Source organism: Mucilaginibacter sp. (genome assembly GCF_035492695.1).
Classification (GTDB): Bacteria; Bacteroidota; Bacteroidia; order Sphingobacteriales; family Sphingobacteriaceae; genus Mucilaginibacter.
Genome location: NZ_DATJJC010000012.1, coordinates 537,881 through 555,363 on the forward strand (window position 1 = coordinate 537,881; position 17,483 = coordinate 555,363).

Annotated in this window: 12 protein-coding genes; 8 read left to right on the forward strand and 4 right to left on the reverse strand. The window is 46.0% G+C overall.

The window, feature by feature from the left end; all coding sequences use genetic code 11:
* Positions 1 to 3: 3 nt before the first annotated feature.
* From VL525_RS09165 to VL525_RS09200, 8 genes are all read left to right on the forward strand, one after another.
* Entirely contained in the window at positions 4 to 2,889 is a 2,886-nt protein-coding gene (locus tag VL525_RS09165; protein ID WP_325385643.1) for a triple tyrosine motif-containing protein, read from the forward strand.
* A 423-nt stretch (positions 2,890 to 3,312) separates the two neighbouring features.
* Positions 3,313 to 6,321, forward strand: coding sequence for a TonB-dependent receptor (locus VL525_RS09170; protein ID WP_325385645.1), 3,009 nt, complete (start codon positions 3,313 to 3,315; stop codon positions 6,319 to 6,321).
* Between the two features lie 13 nt (positions 6,322 to 6,334).
* Complete coding sequence (locus VL525_RS09175; protein WP_325385647.1) at positions 6,335 to 7,816, forward strand: RagB/SusD family nutrient uptake outer membrane protein; 1,482 nt, start codon at positions 6,335 to 6,337, stop codon at positions 7,814 to 7,816.
* An 18-nt stretch (positions 7,817 to 7,834) separates the two neighbouring features.
* Positions 7,835 to 8,668 carry a LamG domain-containing protein gene (locus VL525_RS09180; protein WP_325385649.1) on the forward strand — a complete coding sequence of 278 codons (834 nt, stop codon included), beginning with the start codon at positions 7,835 to 7,837 and terminating at the stop codon, positions 8,666 to 8,668.
* Between the two features lie 96 nt (positions 8,669 to 8,764).
* Positions 8,765 to 10,450, forward strand: coding sequence for a glucoamylase family protein (locus tag VL525_RS09185; RefSeq protein ID WP_325385651.1), 1,686 nt, complete (start codon positions 8,765 to 8,767; stop codon positions 10,448 to 10,450).
* A 127-nt stretch (positions 10,451 to 10,577) separates the two neighbouring features.
* Complete coding sequence (locus VL525_RS09190) at positions 10,578 to 11,930, forward strand: glucoamylase family protein (protein ID WP_325385653.1); 1,353 nt, start codon at positions 10,578 to 10,580, stop codon at positions 11,928 to 11,930.
* A 70-nt stretch (positions 11,931 to 12,000) separates the two neighbouring features.
* Positions 12,001 to 13,077, forward strand: a complete 1,077-nt coding sequence (locus VL525_RS09195) for a PAS domain-containing sensor histidine kinase (protein WP_325385655.1) — start codon at positions 12,001 to 12,003, stop codon at positions 13,075 to 13,077.
* 114 nt (positions 13,078 to 13,191) lie between these two features.
* On the forward strand, positions 13,192 to 13,989 hold the full coding sequence (locus VL525_RS09200) for a prolyl oligopeptidase family serine peptidase (RefSeq protein ID WP_325385657.1): 798 nt from the start codon (positions 13,192 to 13,194) through the stop codon (positions 13,987 to 13,989).
* Positions 13,990 to 14,159: 170 nt separating this feature from the next.
* Here VL525_RS09200 and VL525_RS09205 read toward each other — a convergent pair whose 3' ends face one another.
* From VL525_RS09205 to VL525_RS09220, 4 genes are all read right to left on the reverse strand, one after another.
* Positions 14,160 to 14,969 carry a hypothetical protein gene (locus tag VL525_RS09205; protein ID WP_325385659.1) on the reverse strand — a complete coding sequence of 270 codons (810 nt, stop codon included), beginning with the start codon at positions 14,967 to 14,969 and terminating at the stop codon, positions 14,160 to 14,162.
* Positions 14,970 to 14,971: 2 nt separating this feature from the next.
* Complete coding sequence (locus VL525_RS09210) at positions 14,972 to 15,190, reverse strand: DUF2442 domain-containing protein (RefSeq protein WP_325385661.1); 219 nt, start codon at positions 15,188 to 15,190, stop codon at positions 14,972 to 14,974.
* Between the two features lie 101 nt (positions 15,191 to 15,291).
* Entirely contained in the window at positions 15,292 to 16,017 is a 726-nt protein-coding gene (locus tag VL525_RS09215; protein WP_325385663.1) for a YebC/PmpR family DNA-binding transcriptional regulator, read from the reverse strand.
* A gap of 391 nt (positions 16,018 to 16,408) precedes the next feature.
* On the reverse strand, positions 16,409 to 17,359 hold the full coding sequence (locus VL525_RS09220; protein ID WP_325385665.1) for an NAD-dependent epimerase/dehydratase family protein: 951 nt from the start codon (positions 17,357 to 17,359) through the stop codon (positions 16,409 to 16,411).
* Between the last annotated feature and the right edge of the window lie 124 nt (positions 17,360 to 17,483).

Genomic DNA, 17,483 nt, shown 5'->3' on the forward strand with positions numbered 1-17,483 from the left:
CGGATGATACGCAGAGTAAGCCTATACGTTATTTGTTTTGTTCTGTTCAACGCATTTAACGGGATAGCCGCGGATATCAAAAGCATCGGTGTCCCTTACGTACAAAATTACACTAAAGCCATTTACCAGTCGGGCAACCAAAACTGGTCGGTAACGCGCGACGAGCATGGTATCATGTATTTTGGCAACTCGGAAGGCCTGCTTACTTTCGACGGGCGTTACTGGCAATCGTATTCCATGCCGAACGGCCTTATTGTACGCTCGGTAGCGGCAGACGGTAAGGGAAAAGTGTACGCCGGCGGTTTCGGCGAGTTTGGTTATTGGGAAAATAACAACAAGGGCCGATTGCAGTACCACTCGCTCATCAGCCTTATTCCAAAGGATAACCGTCCTCTTAACGAGGAGATATGGAAGATATATATCGACGATAGGCAGATCGTATTTCAATCCTTCGGCACCATTTTTATCTATGCTGATGGTAAGATCAGTGTTGTAAAGGCGCCGAACCCCTACCTGTTCCTGTTTAAAGTTGGCAAAAGGTACTTTGTGGAAGAAGTGAATACCGGATTGTTCGAGCTAAAAGGCAACAAACTGGAAGCCATAGCCGGCAGCAATTTGCTGGGTAACAGCGGCATTTTGTCTATACTGCCGTTCCCGCACAATAAATACCTTATCGGCACGGCGCATAACGGCCTTTTCATCTACGATGGTAAACAAATTCAACCCTGGAACAACCAGGCCAGCGATTTTTTGAAAACCTACCAGTTGAACAACGGCGCGGTAATACCCGGCAAATACTTTGCTTATGGCACTATACTGAATGGCGTTATCGTTATCGACACCGCTGGGAATGTCATTCAGCAGATCAATAAATCAAGTGGCCTGCAAAATAATACCGTGCTTAGTCTTTACACTGATAACGAGCAAAACCTTTGGTGTGGTTTGGATAACGGTATCGACCGCATCGAATTCAATTCGCCCCTTTATTTTTATTTCGACAAGACAGGGCGCTTTGGCACAGTTTACTCCAGTATTATTTTCAACAACAAAATATACCTGGGCACCAACCAGGGGCTTTTTTACAGCGACTGGACGGGCAACGGCAGCAAGCAATCATTTGATTTTAAACTGATACCCGGCTCGCAGGGGCAGGTATGGGAACTGATATTGCAGGACGGCCGGCTGCTTTGCGGGCACAATACCGGTACGTACCAGGTAAATGGGGCAACGTTATCTAAAATAACCACCATAAGCGGCGGATGGACAATCAAAAAACTGAATGCCGACCACCTGATACAGGGCACTTATACGGGGCTTGTAATTTACCGTAAAGATGGATCGGGCAATTGGGTATTTGACGATAGAGTGGAGGCCTTCGGCGAGCCCTCGCGCTATGTGGAGCAAGACAGCCGGGGCCAGGTATGGGTGAGCCATGCTTATAAGGGTATTTACAAGGTTAACCTCAGCGGCGACCTGAAAAAAGCGACCTCGGTAAAATATTATGACAGCCGTTTTGGCCTGCCGGGCAGTTATAACATCAATGTATTTAACCTCGACAACAGGATTGTATTTTCATCGGACTCGGGTTTTTATATTTATGACGATATAAGCGACCGGTTTTTTAAATACGTGCAGCTAAACCGCAAATTGGGCTCCTTTGCCAGTTCGAACAAGATCATCCCGGCGTTTGGTAAAAAGTACTGGTTCATAAATCATGGCAGGGTGGCACTGGCTGATCTCTCGTCGCCCGGTAAATTGAGCATCGACTCGAACAGGTTTACTATCCTGGATGGCCGTATGCTGCACAATTACGAAAGCATAAGCCGCATCAACAGTTCTATTTACCTCATCAGTGTTGATGATGGTTTTGCCATATTGAACGATGAGGATGCCTTACAGCGAAGCGACATCAAATTGCCGAATGTATTAATACGGCGGGTGGAAGATATTACCGACCGGATAACATTATTGGCCGATAACGACAAAGAGGGCGAGATAGACATTCCGTATTCTCAAAATAATATCCGCATATCCTATGCCCTGCCATTTTACCGGCAGGAGAAGGTAAGGTTCCAGTATTATCTGGATGGATACTCAAGGCAGTGGTCGGATTGGAATACACAAACCCAAAAGGATTTTACCAACCTTGACAGGGGTACTTATCATTTCAAGGTGCGGGCAAGCATCAACGAGCTAAGCATTTCGCCCGAAACGGTTTATACCTTTACCATACTGCCGCCCTGGTATGCCGGCAATGTGGCCATAATTTGTTACCTGCTGTTGCTTGTTTTGGCTTATTACGTTATACGTTATTTCTATCGCCAAAAATTAAAACGTCATCAGCACCACATTCACGAAAAACTAAGATCGGAGCATGAAGAGTTCCTGAAACAGGAAGCCATGGCTAACGAACAGCGTATCGTCAAAATAAAGAACGAACAGTTACAAGCCGACCTGGCAAGCAAGAGCCGCGAACTGGCCAATTCAGCCATGAACATCGTTTATAAGAACGAACTGTTACAAAAGATAAGCGATGAGATAACACACCTGAAGGACAGCAGCGGCAAAAAACTTTCCGACGATCAGCTTCGGCGGATCCAAAAAGTGATAAGCGATGGGATGAGCGATGAACGCGACTGGAACCTTTTTGAAAGCAGTTTTAACGAAGCGCACGAAAGTTTTTTCAAAAAGCTGAAGGCCCAGCATCCCGACCTGGTGCCTAACGATTTGAAGCTGTGCGCCTACCTGCGCATGAACATGAGCAGTAAAGAGATGGCCTCCTTGCTCAACATATCCCTCCGCGGTGTCGAGATAAGGCGCTACCGCCTGCGTAAAAAACTTAACCTGGAGCATGATAAGAACCTGGTGGAGTTTTTGATGGAGTTGTAGTAGTGAGTTGACAGGTTTATTCCGGGGGAACAGTTTACGTCAAATTCTATTTTACTTTAGTCAGTTTACATTACTTTAAAAAGTAAAGGACAACCACACCCTGATAAAAAGGTTTCGGTTTTTGAATGTATGCCGAACTTGTCCGCTTTCTCATAGCGCAGGATCACTACATCATTACCTCTCATTACCCGTTGCGGCCTTATTGTTTCCGACTTCTTAAATGTTGTATGTGATGATTACACTATTGTTTTTTAAAACATTTATAATCAGATAATTGTATTATAAATAAGAAATTTTTGAGAAACTACTTTTTGAATGATGTATTAATGTAGAGGGACATTATTTGTTAAAAATGTATTATCTCGACAATTTCGTACTGATTTAAAACCAATTATTTATCATTTCTTAATTTCCAAAGACCACATGAAAAGAAGTTTTACTATTTCAGGGTTGGTGCTGTTTTTCTTTCTTTTTATCTCTTCTGCTTTCGCGCAAAACGTGGCAGTAAGGGGTAAGGTTACCGATGCGTCGACAGGCGAAACGCTTATTGGTGTATCTGTTCTGGTAAAAGGAACGTCAAACGGTGCGCAAACCGATGTTAACGGGGGCTATTCGATCAATGCCCCGTCAAACGCCACTTTAGTATTCAGCTATATTGGCTATACATCACAGGAAGTTCCCGTGAACGGGCAACTCCTAATTAACGTTAAATTACAGGGACAGGCAAACTCGCTCAACGAGGTTGTGGTTGTAGGTTACGGTACCCAAAAGAAAGTGGATGTAACCGGTTCCATCGCAACTGTAAAAGGTGATGAAATTGCCAAACAGGCATCAACTAACCCGCTAAGCGCCTTACAGGGTAAGGTTGCCGGTTTAAACATTGTTAACTCGGGCTCACCGGGTTCGTCGCCGCAGATCACTATCCGCGGTACCGGTACAATTTACGGGGGTACCGGTCTCCTTTATGTAGTTGATGGTGCGTTGTATGATGACATCAACTTTTTGAACCCGGGCGATATTGATAACATCAGTATCCTGAAAGACGCCTCAAGTACCGCCATTTACGGCGAACGTGCCGCCAACGGTGTTATCCTGGTTACCACAAAACGCGGTAAAAAGGGAACGGCTACCGTTAATTACAATGCTTACGCAGGCTGGCAGCATGTTACGAACCAGGTAAAAATGGCAGATGCCACTGAATACGCAACTGCAATTAATGAGTTGCAAACCGAGAACGGCGCTTCGGCATTATTTACAGATCCCGCGTCATTTGGCAAGGGGACCGACTGGTATGGCCAGATATTACGCGACGCATTTGTGACCAACCACCAGGTTTCGATCAATGGCGGTGCCGAAAAATCGGATTACAACCTGTCGTTCGGCTATCTTGACCAGGACGGTATTGTAAAAACCAACAGCTATAACCGCTACACTCTGCACCTTACCGATAACTATCAGCCTTACAAAAACCTGAAATTGGGTATCAGTGCAAGTGGTCAGTATTCAAAATCAAGGAATGTCGACGGTGGTATTTTCCACGAACTGTACGGTGCTGCGCCTGTTGTTCCGGTTTACTATGCCGACGGAACTTATGGCGACCCAAGCGATTTTAACCTGGGTGGCGGCAACAACTACAATCCGCAGGTAACGCTCGATTATTTCAACTCGCATTCTGCAAACTACCGTTTTACCGGTAATGCCTTTGCCGAGTTGACAATAGCAAAGCACTTCAAATTAAAATCGTCCCTGGGCGGTGATTTTGGAGAAAACGAAACATTAAGCTATGTGCCTGTATATAAAGCTACTCTTTCGCAGCAGGCTACACAGTCTTCGCTGTCAAGAAGCCGCGCCGAAACCCGCAACTGGCTGCAGGAAAATACACTGACTTATGATAATACTTTCGCAAACGATCATCACGTTACCGTTTTGTTAGGCTATTCGTCTGAACAAAGGCAGGGATATTCCCTTAACGGTTCCGCACAAAACGTACCGGGCGATGGTTCTTATGAATATTATTTCAGCACCAACGGCACAAACTTTAACTTGTCCGACTCCGGATCGCTGCTCACTTTCCAATCGGAATTTGCCAGGGTGAACTACTCCTATAAGGACACTTACCTGTTAAATGCATCGGTTCGCCGCGATGGTAACTCGCAATTCTACAATCCACCCAGCAACAACGGTTATAGCGTGCTGCCGGCTGTGGGCTTAGGATGGGTTATCAGCAACGAGGACTTCATGAAGAACCAGCATATATTCAATTTCCTGAAACTTAGGGGCGGTTATGGTGAGGTTGCAAATGCCGACCTTCCGTTCAATGTTGCTGTTCCCACGGTTACCGGTGGCTATTATGCCATCTTTGGTAATCCAACAGTGGCTTATCCGGGGTCGAGCGTAACTACAATAACTCCTCCGTTCATCGTTGTTGAACGTTCGCACAATACTGATATCGGTTTAGAAGGCGGTCTTTTGGATAACCACCTGACTTTCGAGGCCGACTTTTATAACCGTGTTACAAAAAATGCGGTATTTGCTATCCCGGTATTAGGTTCATTAGGTTTAACCGGTGGTCCGATAGGCAACCAGGCCGACATACAAAACCGTGGCTTTGAGTTCCTGGTAACCTGGAAGAAATCAGTGAATAAAGATTTCTCCTACAGCGTTAGCGGTAACTTCTCCATCAACAACAATAAAGTGTTGAATGTATCGACCGGGCGTAACCCGATATACGGTGGCGGCAATGGCATCACCAACGGGGCTCTTGCAACCATTACAGTTGAAGGTCAGCCTATCGGCGAGTTTTACGGGTATAAAGTTGCAGGCATATTTCAGCAAGATCAAACTTCCGGCCCGCAGCCAAATGCGAAGGCCGGCGATTTTCAGTATGTTGACGAAAACAAGGATGGCGTTATCGACGGCCGAGACCGTGTTAACCTGGGCAACCCGAATCCTAAATACAATTACGGTTTCAATACCAGCTTTACCTACAAAGGTTTCGACCTGGCGCTGGATTTCCAGGGTGTTGCAGGCGTAAGCATTTATAATGCAAACATCGCCTATCGCTTTGGCAACGAAAACTTTACGCAGGACTTTTATGCACACCGCTGGCATGGGGCAGGTACGTCAAACACTTATCCTTCGGTTAAAGTTGGCTCCAATGCCAACTCCGCTCCAAACTCTTTCTTTGTTGAAAGCGGCGCATACTTTAGGGTGAGGAACGCACAGTTAGGCTACACGCTGCCGGGCAACCTGCTGTCGAAAGTAGGGGTACAGAAAGTAAGATTCTTCGCAAATGCGCAGAATCCGCTCAACATTTTCAAATACAAAGGCTTTAGCCCTGAAGTTGGCGGCGGCCCTACCGAAGCAGGTTTGGATGCGAATGTGTACCCGCTTTATGCGACGTATAATTTTGGTGTGAACGTTACTTTTTAAGGAGAAATAGAAAATGAAAACGAAAAATTTTTACTTGCAGGGAGCGTCCATATTATGCCTTTTTGCAACATTACTACTGGCACCCGCCTGTAAGAAAGGGTTTTTAGATAAACCCCGCCAGGGCGTAGTGCCGGCAACCCAGTTTTGGGTTACACAGGCCGATGCTACATCGGCGGTTAATGCCATGTATGCCAACCTGCACGAATGGACAAATATCGCTTTTGCGCCTATAGCTGTTGAAAGCATGGGATCGGATGATGCCGAAAAAGGCAGCAGCCCGGACGATGCATCGTTCATGAACGATTTTGATACTTTCACCGCCAGTTCAACTGAAGGCCAGATATCTGACTTTTGGGGTGGCGAATACCGGACAATAAACCTGGCCAACCAGATACTGGATAATATCCCGGCAATCAACATGGATGCCGGCTTGAAATCGCGTTACCTGGCCGAAGCAAAGTTTATACGTGCTTATGCCTATTTCAGGCTGGTACGCGCATTTGGCGATGTGCCGCTGCGCTTGCATGTACCGAAAGATCCATCCGAGTACAACATTCCGCGTACACCGAAGGATCAGGTATGGGCAGCTATCGAAACCGACCTGACCGATGCCGCATCCGTATTACCACAAACTTATGATGCCACCAATGTTGGCCATGCTACCAAAGGCGCCGCACTTGCTTTGCATGCAAAAGCTGCCTTATATCAGAAAAAATGGGCTGATGTGGTAAGCCTTACCAACCAGGTATCTGGCTTAGGGTACTCACTGTTCCCTAATTTCGAAAAGATGTTCAGGGTAGAGAATAAAAATAACTCCGAATCGATATTCGAGATACAGAATGAATTGATCCCCGGAAAGCCGGACGAATCGAATTCACAGTATTCGCAAGTACAGGGTGTTCGTGGTGTAACTGGCGGGGGCTGGGGCTTTAATGTTCCTACGCAGGACCTGGTGGATGCATTTGAACCCGGCGACCCACGCCTTAACGCAACCATCATTTTCAGGGGTACAACAACTGCGGAAGGTGATGCAATTCCGCTGGCTGGCGATAACCCGCGTTATAACTATAAATCGTACGTGCCATTCAGCATGTATGTATCAGGCTTTAACGAAGGTGCACAGCAGGATAAGATCGTTTTGCGTTATGCCGATGTACTGCTGATGAATGCCGAGGCTAATAACGAACTGGGCAACACCGCGGCAGCGCTGGCTTCGCTTGAAATGGTTCGGGCACGTGCGCGGGGTGCCAATGCAGGCGTATTGCCTGAAGTGACCACTACCGACCAGGGCGCATTACGGACTGCCATTTATCATGAGCGCCGCGTAGAATTGGCCATGGAGTTCGACCGTTATTTCGACGTGATACGCCAGGGGCGTGGTGCTGAAGTTTTCGGCCCGAAAGGCTGGAAAGCTAACAAGAACGAGGTTTGGCCGATACCACAAACAGAAATTGACCTGAGTGCAGGCGTTATTACTCAAAATACGGGTTATTAATATTAAAATATGATCGACATGAAAAAAAGAAATATATATGTCATAGCCCTTGCATTATTAGGTGTGGGGGTAAGCTCCTGCCGCAAGGAGTTTGATCCAAAGAGCTATGCGCCGCCATTGGTTATCAACGGCTTTACCAGCTCAAGCGAGATCGAAAAAGCGAACCTTGCAGCTTATTATTCCTTCAATGGTAACCTGGTCGACAGCGTTTCAGGTACTGCCGGCGAGGCCACGGGTACTGCATTTACCAAGGGCGAAGTGGGCCAGGGCCTGCAGGGCGCACTGAATGGGTATGTGCTGGCTGAACCAGGCCCGAAAGTAAAAGCACTGAATAGCTTTACAATCAGCGAATGGGTGAATACGCCACCACCGTCAACAGGTATTATTGGCATATTCTCGCTTGCGAGAACTGATCAGTTCTGGGGAAATATTGAAATATTTATCGAGAACGGAAGTGATAACACCAATGGTAAAGTGCGTGTACATATCGACAAAGGCGGCAGCGATTATACGTATGCAGTAGATGGTGTGCTTAACCTGTTCAATGTTTGGAAAAACATAACAGTTACTTATGACTCAGTAACCGGAACATGTGCCTTGTATGTAAACGGATCGAAAGTTAACACAGGTACCGCAGGCAACTTAAAAGGCGATCTGAACTTTACGAACATTGGTAAGCTTGTATTTGGCACGGTGCAATTCAACACTGATCCCAGCCAGACATCCGCCACAGGAAAACAGGATTGGGCGAGCTATTTAACAGGCCAGATGGATGAAGTGCGGATATACGACAAGGTACTGTCTGACAATGAAATTGGGGCTCTTGTAGCATTACAGGGCAGAGGAAAATAAGGTTGATTGATTTAGCTGAGGTTGTTTGTCCCTCCGCCGTTTGGCGGAGGGCGACAGCCTTTTTTATTCGGACTAATAATTGTGATATATTGTGATATGATAGCAGCGGGGAAGATAAACTTAAGCAGGTTTTTTATAGGAGTTTTGTGTATGGTCTTTTTTGCCTGCGGCAAAAAGCAGGTAGACCCGACGAAACCGGTTACGCCAGTGCCAACTACTTTCAGTTTTAATGCGCTGCTGGTAAACGGCCTGTATAATGGCTTTACCTACGCCGGGCTCAATACACAACCGGTTATCAAAATATCCTTTTCTGCGCCGCTCGATCACAGTTCCGCAACATCAGCCATTTCTTTAAAAACTAAGGATGGCACGCCGGCACCTTTTGATATCACCTATACAAATCATGACAGCACCGTCGTCATCACCCCATCAAGCCTTCAGTTTATCACGCAATATAACCTGAACGTAGCAACCAGCCTGAAAGCCACGGATAAAAGTACTTTGGGTTCATCAATAGCTGTAAAAATGACGACGGCTATCGATCCGTCTGATAAATTTCCGCAGCTAAGTGACGACGCCCTGCTGGACCTGGTGCAGAAACAAACTTTTAAATATTTCTGGGATTTTGGTCACCCCACAAGCGGTTTGGCCAGGGAACGGAATACATCAGGCGATGTCGTGACCACCGGCGGCTCGGGATTTGGCATTATGGCCATAGTGGCGGCATCAAGCCGGAACTTCATCAGCCATGCCGATGGTTTGGCGCGTATGCAAAAGATAGTCGGCTTCCTGAAAAATACCGCTCAAAAATTTCATGGGGCATTCCCGCATTGGATGAATGGCGTAACAGGAGCCGTGGTGCCTTTCAGCCAGCAGGACGATGGCGCCGACCTGGTGGAAACCTCTTATTTAATGCAGGGCCTGTTAACCGCCCGCCAGTACTTTAATGGCGCAGGCGCCGATGAAACCGCGCTGCGCGACGATATCAATACGATATGGAACGGTGTGGAATGGGACTGGTTCCGCCAGGGCGGTCAAAATGTATTATACTGGCACTGGAGCCCCAACTATGGTTTCGCCATAAATATGCCCATACACGGCTGGGACGAGGCGCTGATCACTTACGTAATGGCTGCATCTTCAACTACTCATGCAATACCGAAAGTAGTTTATGATAATGGATGGGCGTTAAACGGGCAGATCAAAAATGGCAGCAGTTATTACGGCGTTCAGTTACCGCTCGGGCCGGCTGTGGGCGGACCTTTGTTCTTTGCCCATTACTCTTTTTTGGGCATCAATCCCAATGGATTATCTGACGCTTATGCAAGTTATGATGTACAGAACAAGGCCCATGCGCTTATTAACTACAATTACTGTGTAAACGATCCTTTAAATTATTACGGTTATAGTTCGCAATGCTGGGGACTAACAGCCAGCGACATAGAAGGTGGCTATACTGCCAGTTCGCCAACAAACGATGTTGGGGTTATAGCGCCTACAGCCGCTATCTCCTCGCTGCCTTATACACCTACCCAGTCTATGGCCGCGCTTAAATTTTTCTATTATAAACTGGGCGACAAGATTTGGGGCGATTATGGATTTTATGACTCGTTCAACCTGAGCACGACCTGGTTTGGTAATTCCACACTCGCCATTGACCAGGGGCCGATTGTTGATATGATCGAAAACTACCGCAGTGGTTTGCTGTGGAACCTTTTTATGAGCTGCCCGGAAGTAAAAACCGGCATGAAAAACCTGGGCTTTACGAGCCCGAATTTGTAGTTAGTAATTAAAAAATGTCATTTCGACGAGGACCGAGGAGAAAACTTATGCATGATGCAAACCCGGCATCGCTTGTATAAGATTTCTCGCTATCACTCGAAATGACAAAAACATAAATGTTGATCTAATGAAAAAAATCATACTCTTTATATTATTCGCAATACCTGCATTATGCTTCGCCCAAAAACCGGCCAAAACTACGGAAGATGGCATAAACCCCGTGGGCATCATCAAAGGGCTCTCCGACAGCGCCCTGCTGGATGTGGTACAACGGCAAACATTCCGTTATTTTTGGGATTTTGGCCACCCCACCAGTGGGCTTGCGCGCGAACGTAGCAATGTGGCCTATGATTATGGTAACGAAGTGGTAACCACAGGCGGCTCGGGTTTCGGCATTATGGCCTTGATAGTCGCCGACCATCGTAAATTTATTACCCATCAGCAGGCAGTTGAGCGTATGCTGAAGATCGTAGAGTTTTTATATAAGGCTGATGCTTTCCACGGCGTTTTCCCGCATTGGCTGAACGGCGAAACAGGCAAAGTGATACGTTTTGGCAGAAAAGATGACGGCGGCGACCTGGTGGAAACCTCCTATCTTTTTGAGGGGCTGCTATGCGCACGGCAATATTTTACGGGTAATGATAATAAGGAACGGCATATTCGCGATGTTATCGGTTGGATGTGGAGCGAAATAGAGTGGGACTGGTACACCCGTGGCGGGCGCGATAATTTATACTGGCACTGGAGCCCGAATAATGGGTGGGCTATGAATTTCGCTATCCGCGGCTTTAATGAGTGTTTGATCACCTATATCCTCGCGGAATCTGGCGAGCGTTACCCGGTATCGCCAAATGTTTATCACAACGGCTGGGCGCAAAGCGATTTCTTTAAAAATGGCAAAACCTTCTACGGTCATAAGCTGCCGCTTGGGTTTGATTACGGCGGCCCGCTGTTCTTTTCCCAATATTCATTTATGGGGCTTGATCCTAAAGGGTTGAAGGATGAATATGCCGACTACTGGGAGCAAAACGTGAATCACACCCTGATAAACCACGATTATTGCGTTGATAACCCTAAAAAATATAAAGGCTATGGCGAGGATTGCTGGGGCCTTACCGCCAGCGACAATTACGAGGGGTATAATGCCCATTCGCCCACAAACGACCTGGGCGTGATCTCACCAACAGCCGCTTTATCGGCCTTCCCGTACACTCCCGAATATTCAATGAAAGCGCTGCGCCATTTCTATTACGACCTGGGCGACAAAATTTGGGGCGAATACGGCTTTACGGATGCCTTCAGCGAATCGCATAACTGGTACGGTAAGTCATACCTCGCTATCGACCAGGGGCCTGAAATCGTTATGATAGAGAACTATCGCAGCGGCTTGCTCTGGAAACTCTTTATGAGCTGCCCCGAGGTACAGCATGGCTTGAAAAAGATAGGCTTTACCAGCCCGATGCTACACAAGGGTAATTGATCACCTATTTCGCAAATTGCAAATAAGTTGCTATCTATGTAAAGTAAGTTAATCAAGCCCCTATTGAGTTATGCAAACACTGATCAATACCAGTGAATTTTATCAGACCATTGATCTTATAATCACGCCGATACTTTTATCTAACAGCGAAACCAAACACCAATACGTCAATAAAGCTTTCTTAAAACAGATAGGATATAGTGTCGAAGATATTCCTGACCAGAATGCCTGGTTTAATTGCGTATATCCGGAAGCTGACTACCGGGCAGAGGTAAAGGAAAGCTGGTTTAATGTGGTAGGCGCAGCTCAAAGAAAAGGTGACACTCATGCACACATGGTTGCGAAGCTTTTTTGTGCTGACGGGTCATACAAATGGTTTGATGTACATGAAAATGTATATGGCGACAACAAAGTGGTCACATTTTTGGACGTAGATGAACTGGTTGAAAATTACGAGGAACTTACAGATGCCTTAAAACAAAAAGACATTTTACTTTCCATCATAGCACATGATGTAAGAAGTCCCTTGGCCAACATCCGGCAAGTTGTCAACGAGTATAAAGAGCTCGACTTGTCGGAAGCCGAAATAACAGCGATATTTTCGGGCATGGGAACGCAAATTGATTATATTTTCAATATTATCAATTCACTCCTTGTGCGCACTAGCGCAGATCGTGGTAGTTTTATTGAAAAACGAGAAAAAATCGTCCTTAAAACATTCTTTTCAAAATATCAGGATTATTATAGAGAACGGATTGAAAAGCAAAATATCGTGTTTAATTTTGATCTTTCCAATGCAGATAAAATTAATTTTGACCCCTTTATACTAGATGTAATTTCGCGTAATCTGATTGACAATGCAATTAAATATAGTCCCGATGGCGGAATAATAACCGTTTCCTTCAATGAAAGCAAAAACCTTGCGGAACTTGTTATTAAGGATATGGGGCCCGGAATGAGCCAAATACAAAGCGAAAGAATACTAAACAATCAAGGCAGCCGGAGGCTCAAAAACCAGATAACCGATAGTTTTGGCCTTGGCCTGATCATGGCGAAGGAGATACTCGAAAAACATAACGGCAGGTTGTCTATTCAAAGCGAATTAGGTAAAGGCACTTCATTTGTGATCCAAATTTTGAAAAATTAAACTGAACCTATTTGACCAATTTTTACGCTTAACAAAAATATTTTCGGAAACCTGTTCCGGATTTGTAAAAGAAAAAGCTGTTTCTTTACGTTAGACTTCTTTCTAACTTTTACCATGACAGCAAAAAAAATATTTTTAACGGGAATACTAGGATTGAGCCTTTTATTCCCGTTTTTATTAAAAGCACAAAGCCTTTCCTCATTCGACAGGGGCAGCTATATTAATAAGAACGATACACTTCCTTATCGTTTCGTGTTTCCTGGAAATTTTGACCCACAAAAAAAATACCCCGTCATTTTAGTGCTGCACGGCGCAGGCGAAAGAGGCAATGATAACGAGGCTCAGTTAAAATACGGGCCAAAGCTTTTCCTGAATGATACTATCAGGGCCAAATATCCGGCTATTGTTATCTTTCCGCAATGCCCTAAGGACGGCTGGTGGAGCAATGTGCAAATGAAGCAGGATTCATCCGGGAAATGGAAATGGACCTTTATTGAGGGCGGCGCGCCAACGCCTGCTATGAAAAGCCTGCTTGGCCTGCTCGACCAATGGCTGGATAAACCTTTTGTAGATAAGCACCGGATATATGTCGGCGGGCTGTCTATGGGTGGCATGGGCACTTTCGAGATATTACGACGCAAACCCGACTTATTTGCAGCCGCGTTCGCTATTTGCGGGGGAGACAATACCCAAAACGCAAAGATTTATGCCAAAAAGGTACCTTTGTGGATATTCCACGGCGCAAAGGATGATGTAGTTCCGGCGGACCATTCCATTATTATGGTGAACGCCATTAAAGCCGCAGGCGGTAACCCTAAGTTTACGTTGTATCCGAATGATAATCATAATAGCTGGGACGACGCTTTTGCTGAGCCTGGGTTAATGGGATGGCTTTTTTCGCATCAAAAGTAAGGCCGGTTTATTCCCAAATGTCATTTCGACGAATGAGATTGACTTGCGGGAAGGCATGAGGAGAAATCTTCAACAACATGAAATCCGGTCTTACTGTTCGAAAATATTTCTCTTCGCGACGGCGCACAGCCCCTGCGTGCTCATCGAAATGACATAGTTCGAAAATGGAGTTATTCTCCCTTCGGCTTTGTGTTAAATCTCGGTTTAAAACCTAGGTTAGCAGTTTTATCCTCTGCCGGGGGTGTGGGTGGTGTTTCGTCTTTTGCTTCTTCCTTTGGCTCTGGCCCAACTACCGTTTTGGTTACGCCTGCTTTAAACTTTGGCTTGAAACCTAAGGCCGGTGCTTGCGTTGCCGGGGCATCCGCCGGCTTTTCTTCTTTAGCTTGTTCCTCCGGTGCAGCAGCTGGTTCTGCTGGTTTGGTTACACCTGCTTTGAATTTCGGTTTGAAACCTAAGGCAGGCGGCGGACTTGCCGGCGCATCCGCAGGCTTTTCCTCTTTGGGTTCTTCCTTTGGTTCCTGCGTAGCTTCCGCAGGTTTTGTAACGCCTGCCTTAAACTTAGGCTTAAAGCCTAATGATGGGGCCGGAGTCGCCGCCTCTTTATTTTCTGCAGGCTTTTCGGGTTCGGCTGCCGGAGCTGACGCCGCTGTTTCACCCGCAGGTTCTGCGGGCTTTGTCATGCCAGGTTTAAAGCGCGGTTTGAAACCAACATTGGGCGAAGGTGAGGTGGTTTCTGCTAATGTCTCGGTTATAGTTTGCTCGGCCAGCGGGTTTTCTATAACTACCCTTTCAGCTTTCGGCTCGGGTGCCAGGTGGTATTGCAGCCGTAACTTATTGAACCAGTATTTTTTGGTGTGATCGAAGCTTTTTTCGCCCATCTGTTCAAAATGGGCTTTGAATTCAGACAACAGCGCCGGTTCAGCCTTTCCCAAAGCCGACAGGTCTATTTTCTTCTTCACGAAAAATTCGTCAAATGTCATTTTTAGATATTAACGTCCAGATCAAGCTTATTAAAATGGATGCCTTTATCGGTTTGTGTCCAATCGCCGCGTTCCTCATCGGTAGCATTCATTAGCTTCGGAAAAAACTCCAGCGGGAAAACCTGCGGCTTTTTACCTTCATCTTTTTCCACAAAAAGCAAACCGTTGCTAAAGGTCACTTTAACTTTCTTTTCGTTCCGGCGGGAGGTGAATAGTGGCATAGCTATAATTTTATGTCATTGCGAGCGATAGCGCGGCAATCCCGTCGTAAGCATAACGAAGAGATTGCTTCGTCGTTCCTCCTCGCAATGACAGGTTGGGCTTACTCCGCCATATTATGATATACCGCCTGCACATCGTCATCCTCTTCCAGGCGGTCTATCAGCTTCATTACATCCGCTATACCTTCCTCGGTCACTTCGTGAAATGATTGCGGTATACGCTCCAGTTTAGCCGATTTGGTTTCGATGCCCGCCTCTTCCAAAGCCTTCTGCATTTTGCCAAAATCTTCAAATGCGGTATGGATAACAGCAATGTCATTGCCTTCCTCATCAGCCTCCACAAACAGGTCTTCCAAACCGGCATCTATCAGCTCAAACTCCAGCTCTTCCAGGTCGCGGTCGCCGGGATCAAAAGTAAATACCGATTTGCGGGTAAATATAAAATCCAGCGACCCGGTTTTGCCCAGCGTGCCGCCAACTTTGGTAAAGTAGCTGCGCACATTGGCTACCGTGCGGTTAATGTTATCGGTAGCGGTTTCCACCAGGATGGCTACACCATGCGGTGCATATCCTTCGTATACAATTTCTTCGTAGTCTTTCTCATCGCGACTGGTGGCGCGTTTAATAGCAGCTTCCACCCGGTCCTTAGGCATGTTCACCGCCTTGGCGTTCTGCACCGCAGTACGCAGGCGCGAATTGGTGTTAACGTCGCCGCCGCCGGCTTTAACCGCCATTACTATTTCCTTACCCAAACGGGTAAACTGCACGGCCATTTTCGACCAGCGCTTTAATTTTCTTTCTTTACGGAATTCAAATGCTCTTCCCATGATTTAGTCAGTAGTCAATGGTCAATAGTCATTGGCCAAGGTTATAACGCAAAAGTAATATTTGTTTGCTTAAGTAAGGAGTTCTAATGTGTTTGGGTGGATTCCCGGTTTGAAATTTTAATTTTTTTGTTTTCGAAGAAATGAATTAATTAAAATGATTACTCCAATCATTATCGGGATAAGTGATATAAAGTAACTACCTAAACTAATTCTTCCTGATTCCCCTTCTATTTCCGGGTCATTCAACGCCAATAGAAAGAGAAAAAAGAGGACTCCAATGATGATAAAAATCACACCCGAAATAACTGAAACTATTCTCCAAAATTTCATATTATATTTTCTGAATAGTGACAATTTTTTTAATACATCCCTAGTCTTTCCGATTTTACCTCTAAATAATCTTCTTCAAATTAACCAGCATATCCGCTACTATCTTCGGCAGATCATATTCCAGTTGCCAGCCCCAATCCTTTTGGGCGTAACTATCGTCGATGGATTTGGGCCAGCTATCGGCAATGGCCTGGCGCGGGTCGCTGCCGGCATAGCTTATTTCGAAACCGGGCATAATCTTTATTATTTCATCAGCCAGTTGGGTTGGGGTAAAGCTGATGCCTGCCAGGTTATAGGATGAACGGATGGTGATCTTATCGGCAGGGGCATCCATAAGCATTAAGGTGGCGCGGATGGCATCGTCCATATACATCATCGGCAAGGCAGTATTAGCCGAAAGGAAGCTTTGGTATTTACCTTGCTTCAAGGCTTCATGAAATATATGCACGGCGTAATCGGTAGTGCCGCCGCCCGGGTTGGCACGCCAGCCGATAAGGCCAGGGTAGCGGATACTGCGTACATCCAGCCCGTATTTGTTAAAGTAATATTCGCACCAGCGTTCGCCTGCCAGCTTACTGAAACCGTAGACGGTATTAGGGTCCATTACGCAGTATTGCGGCGTATCAAACTGCGGCGAATGCGGACCAAAAACGGCTATCGAGCTGGGCCAGAAAACTTTCTTCACTTTAAACTCCACTGCAAAATCAAGCACATGCAGCAGGCCGGTCATATTCAGGTCCCAGGCCATTTTGGGTTTTTGTTCGCCTACGGCGGACAGTATCGCGGCCAGCAAATAAACCTGCGTTGGCCGGTGTTTATTAAAAATATGGTGAAGGTTGTCTTTATCCAGCACGTTCACCAGTTCGAACGGGCCGCTATGGCGGATGGCATAGGTAGGACTATTAATATCGGATGCTATTACCGAGTCGGCGCCGTGGATCTGCCGTAAAGCATTGACCAGTTCTGTCCCAATCTGGCCATTGGCGCCTATCACTAATATCTTTTCAGTCATGAAAATTCAGTTAACGGACAAAGGTAGATTTTTTTGTCTTAACCCGGATTGATGCTCCCCATCAATTTAAAGAATTTGAAAATTATCTACGTGATTTTTACAAATCAGGAAATTTAGCCTGTTT

Bases quoted from the DNA above. Each gene is read 5' to 3' on its own strand.
- VL525_RS09165 (WP_325385643.1), top strand. From the start codon at position 4: ATGATACGCAGAGTAAGCCTATACGTTATTTGTTTTGTTCTGTTCAAC.
- VL525_RS09170 (WP_325385645.1), top strand. From the start codon at position 3,313: ATGAAAAGAAGTTTTACTATTTCAGGGTTGGTGCTGTTTTTCTTTCTT.
- VL525_RS09175 (WP_325385647.1), top strand. From the start codon at position 6,335: ATGAAAACGAAAAATTTTTACTTGCAGGGAGCGTCCATATTATGCCTT.
- VL525_RS09180 (WP_325385649.1), top strand. From the start codon at position 7,835: ATGAAAAAAAGAAATATATATGTCATAGCCCTTGCATTATTAGGTGTG.
- VL525_RS09185 (WP_325385651.1), top strand. From the start codon at position 8,765: ATGATAGCAGCGGGGAAGATAAACTTAAGCAGGTTTTTTATAGGAGTT.
- VL525_RS09190 (WP_325385653.1), top strand. From the start codon at position 10,578: ATGAAAAAAATCATACTCTTTATATTATTCGCAATACCTGCATTATGC.
- VL525_RS09195 (WP_325385655.1), top strand. From the start codon at position 12,001: ATGCAAACACTGATCAATACCAGTGAATTTTATCAGACCATTGATCTT.
- VL525_RS09200 (WP_325385657.1), top strand. From the start codon at position 13,192: ATGACAGCAAAAAAAATATTTTTAACGGGAATACTAGGATTGAGCCTT.
- VL525_RS09205 (WP_325385659.1), bottom strand. From the start codon at position 14,969: ATGACATTTGACGAATTTTTCGTGAAGAAGAAAATAGACCTGTCGGCT.
- VL525_RS09210 (WP_325385661.1), bottom strand. From the start codon at position 15,190: ATGCCACTATTCACCTCCCGCCGGAACGAAAAGAAAGTTAAAGTGACC.
- VL525_RS09215 (WP_325385663.1), bottom strand. From the start codon at position 16,017: ATGGGAAGAGCATTTGAATTCCGTAAAGAAAGAAAATTAAAGCGCTGG.
- VL525_RS09220 (WP_325385665.1), bottom strand. From the start codon at position 17,359: ATGACTGAAAAGATATTAGTGATAGGCGCCAATGGCCAGATTGGGACA.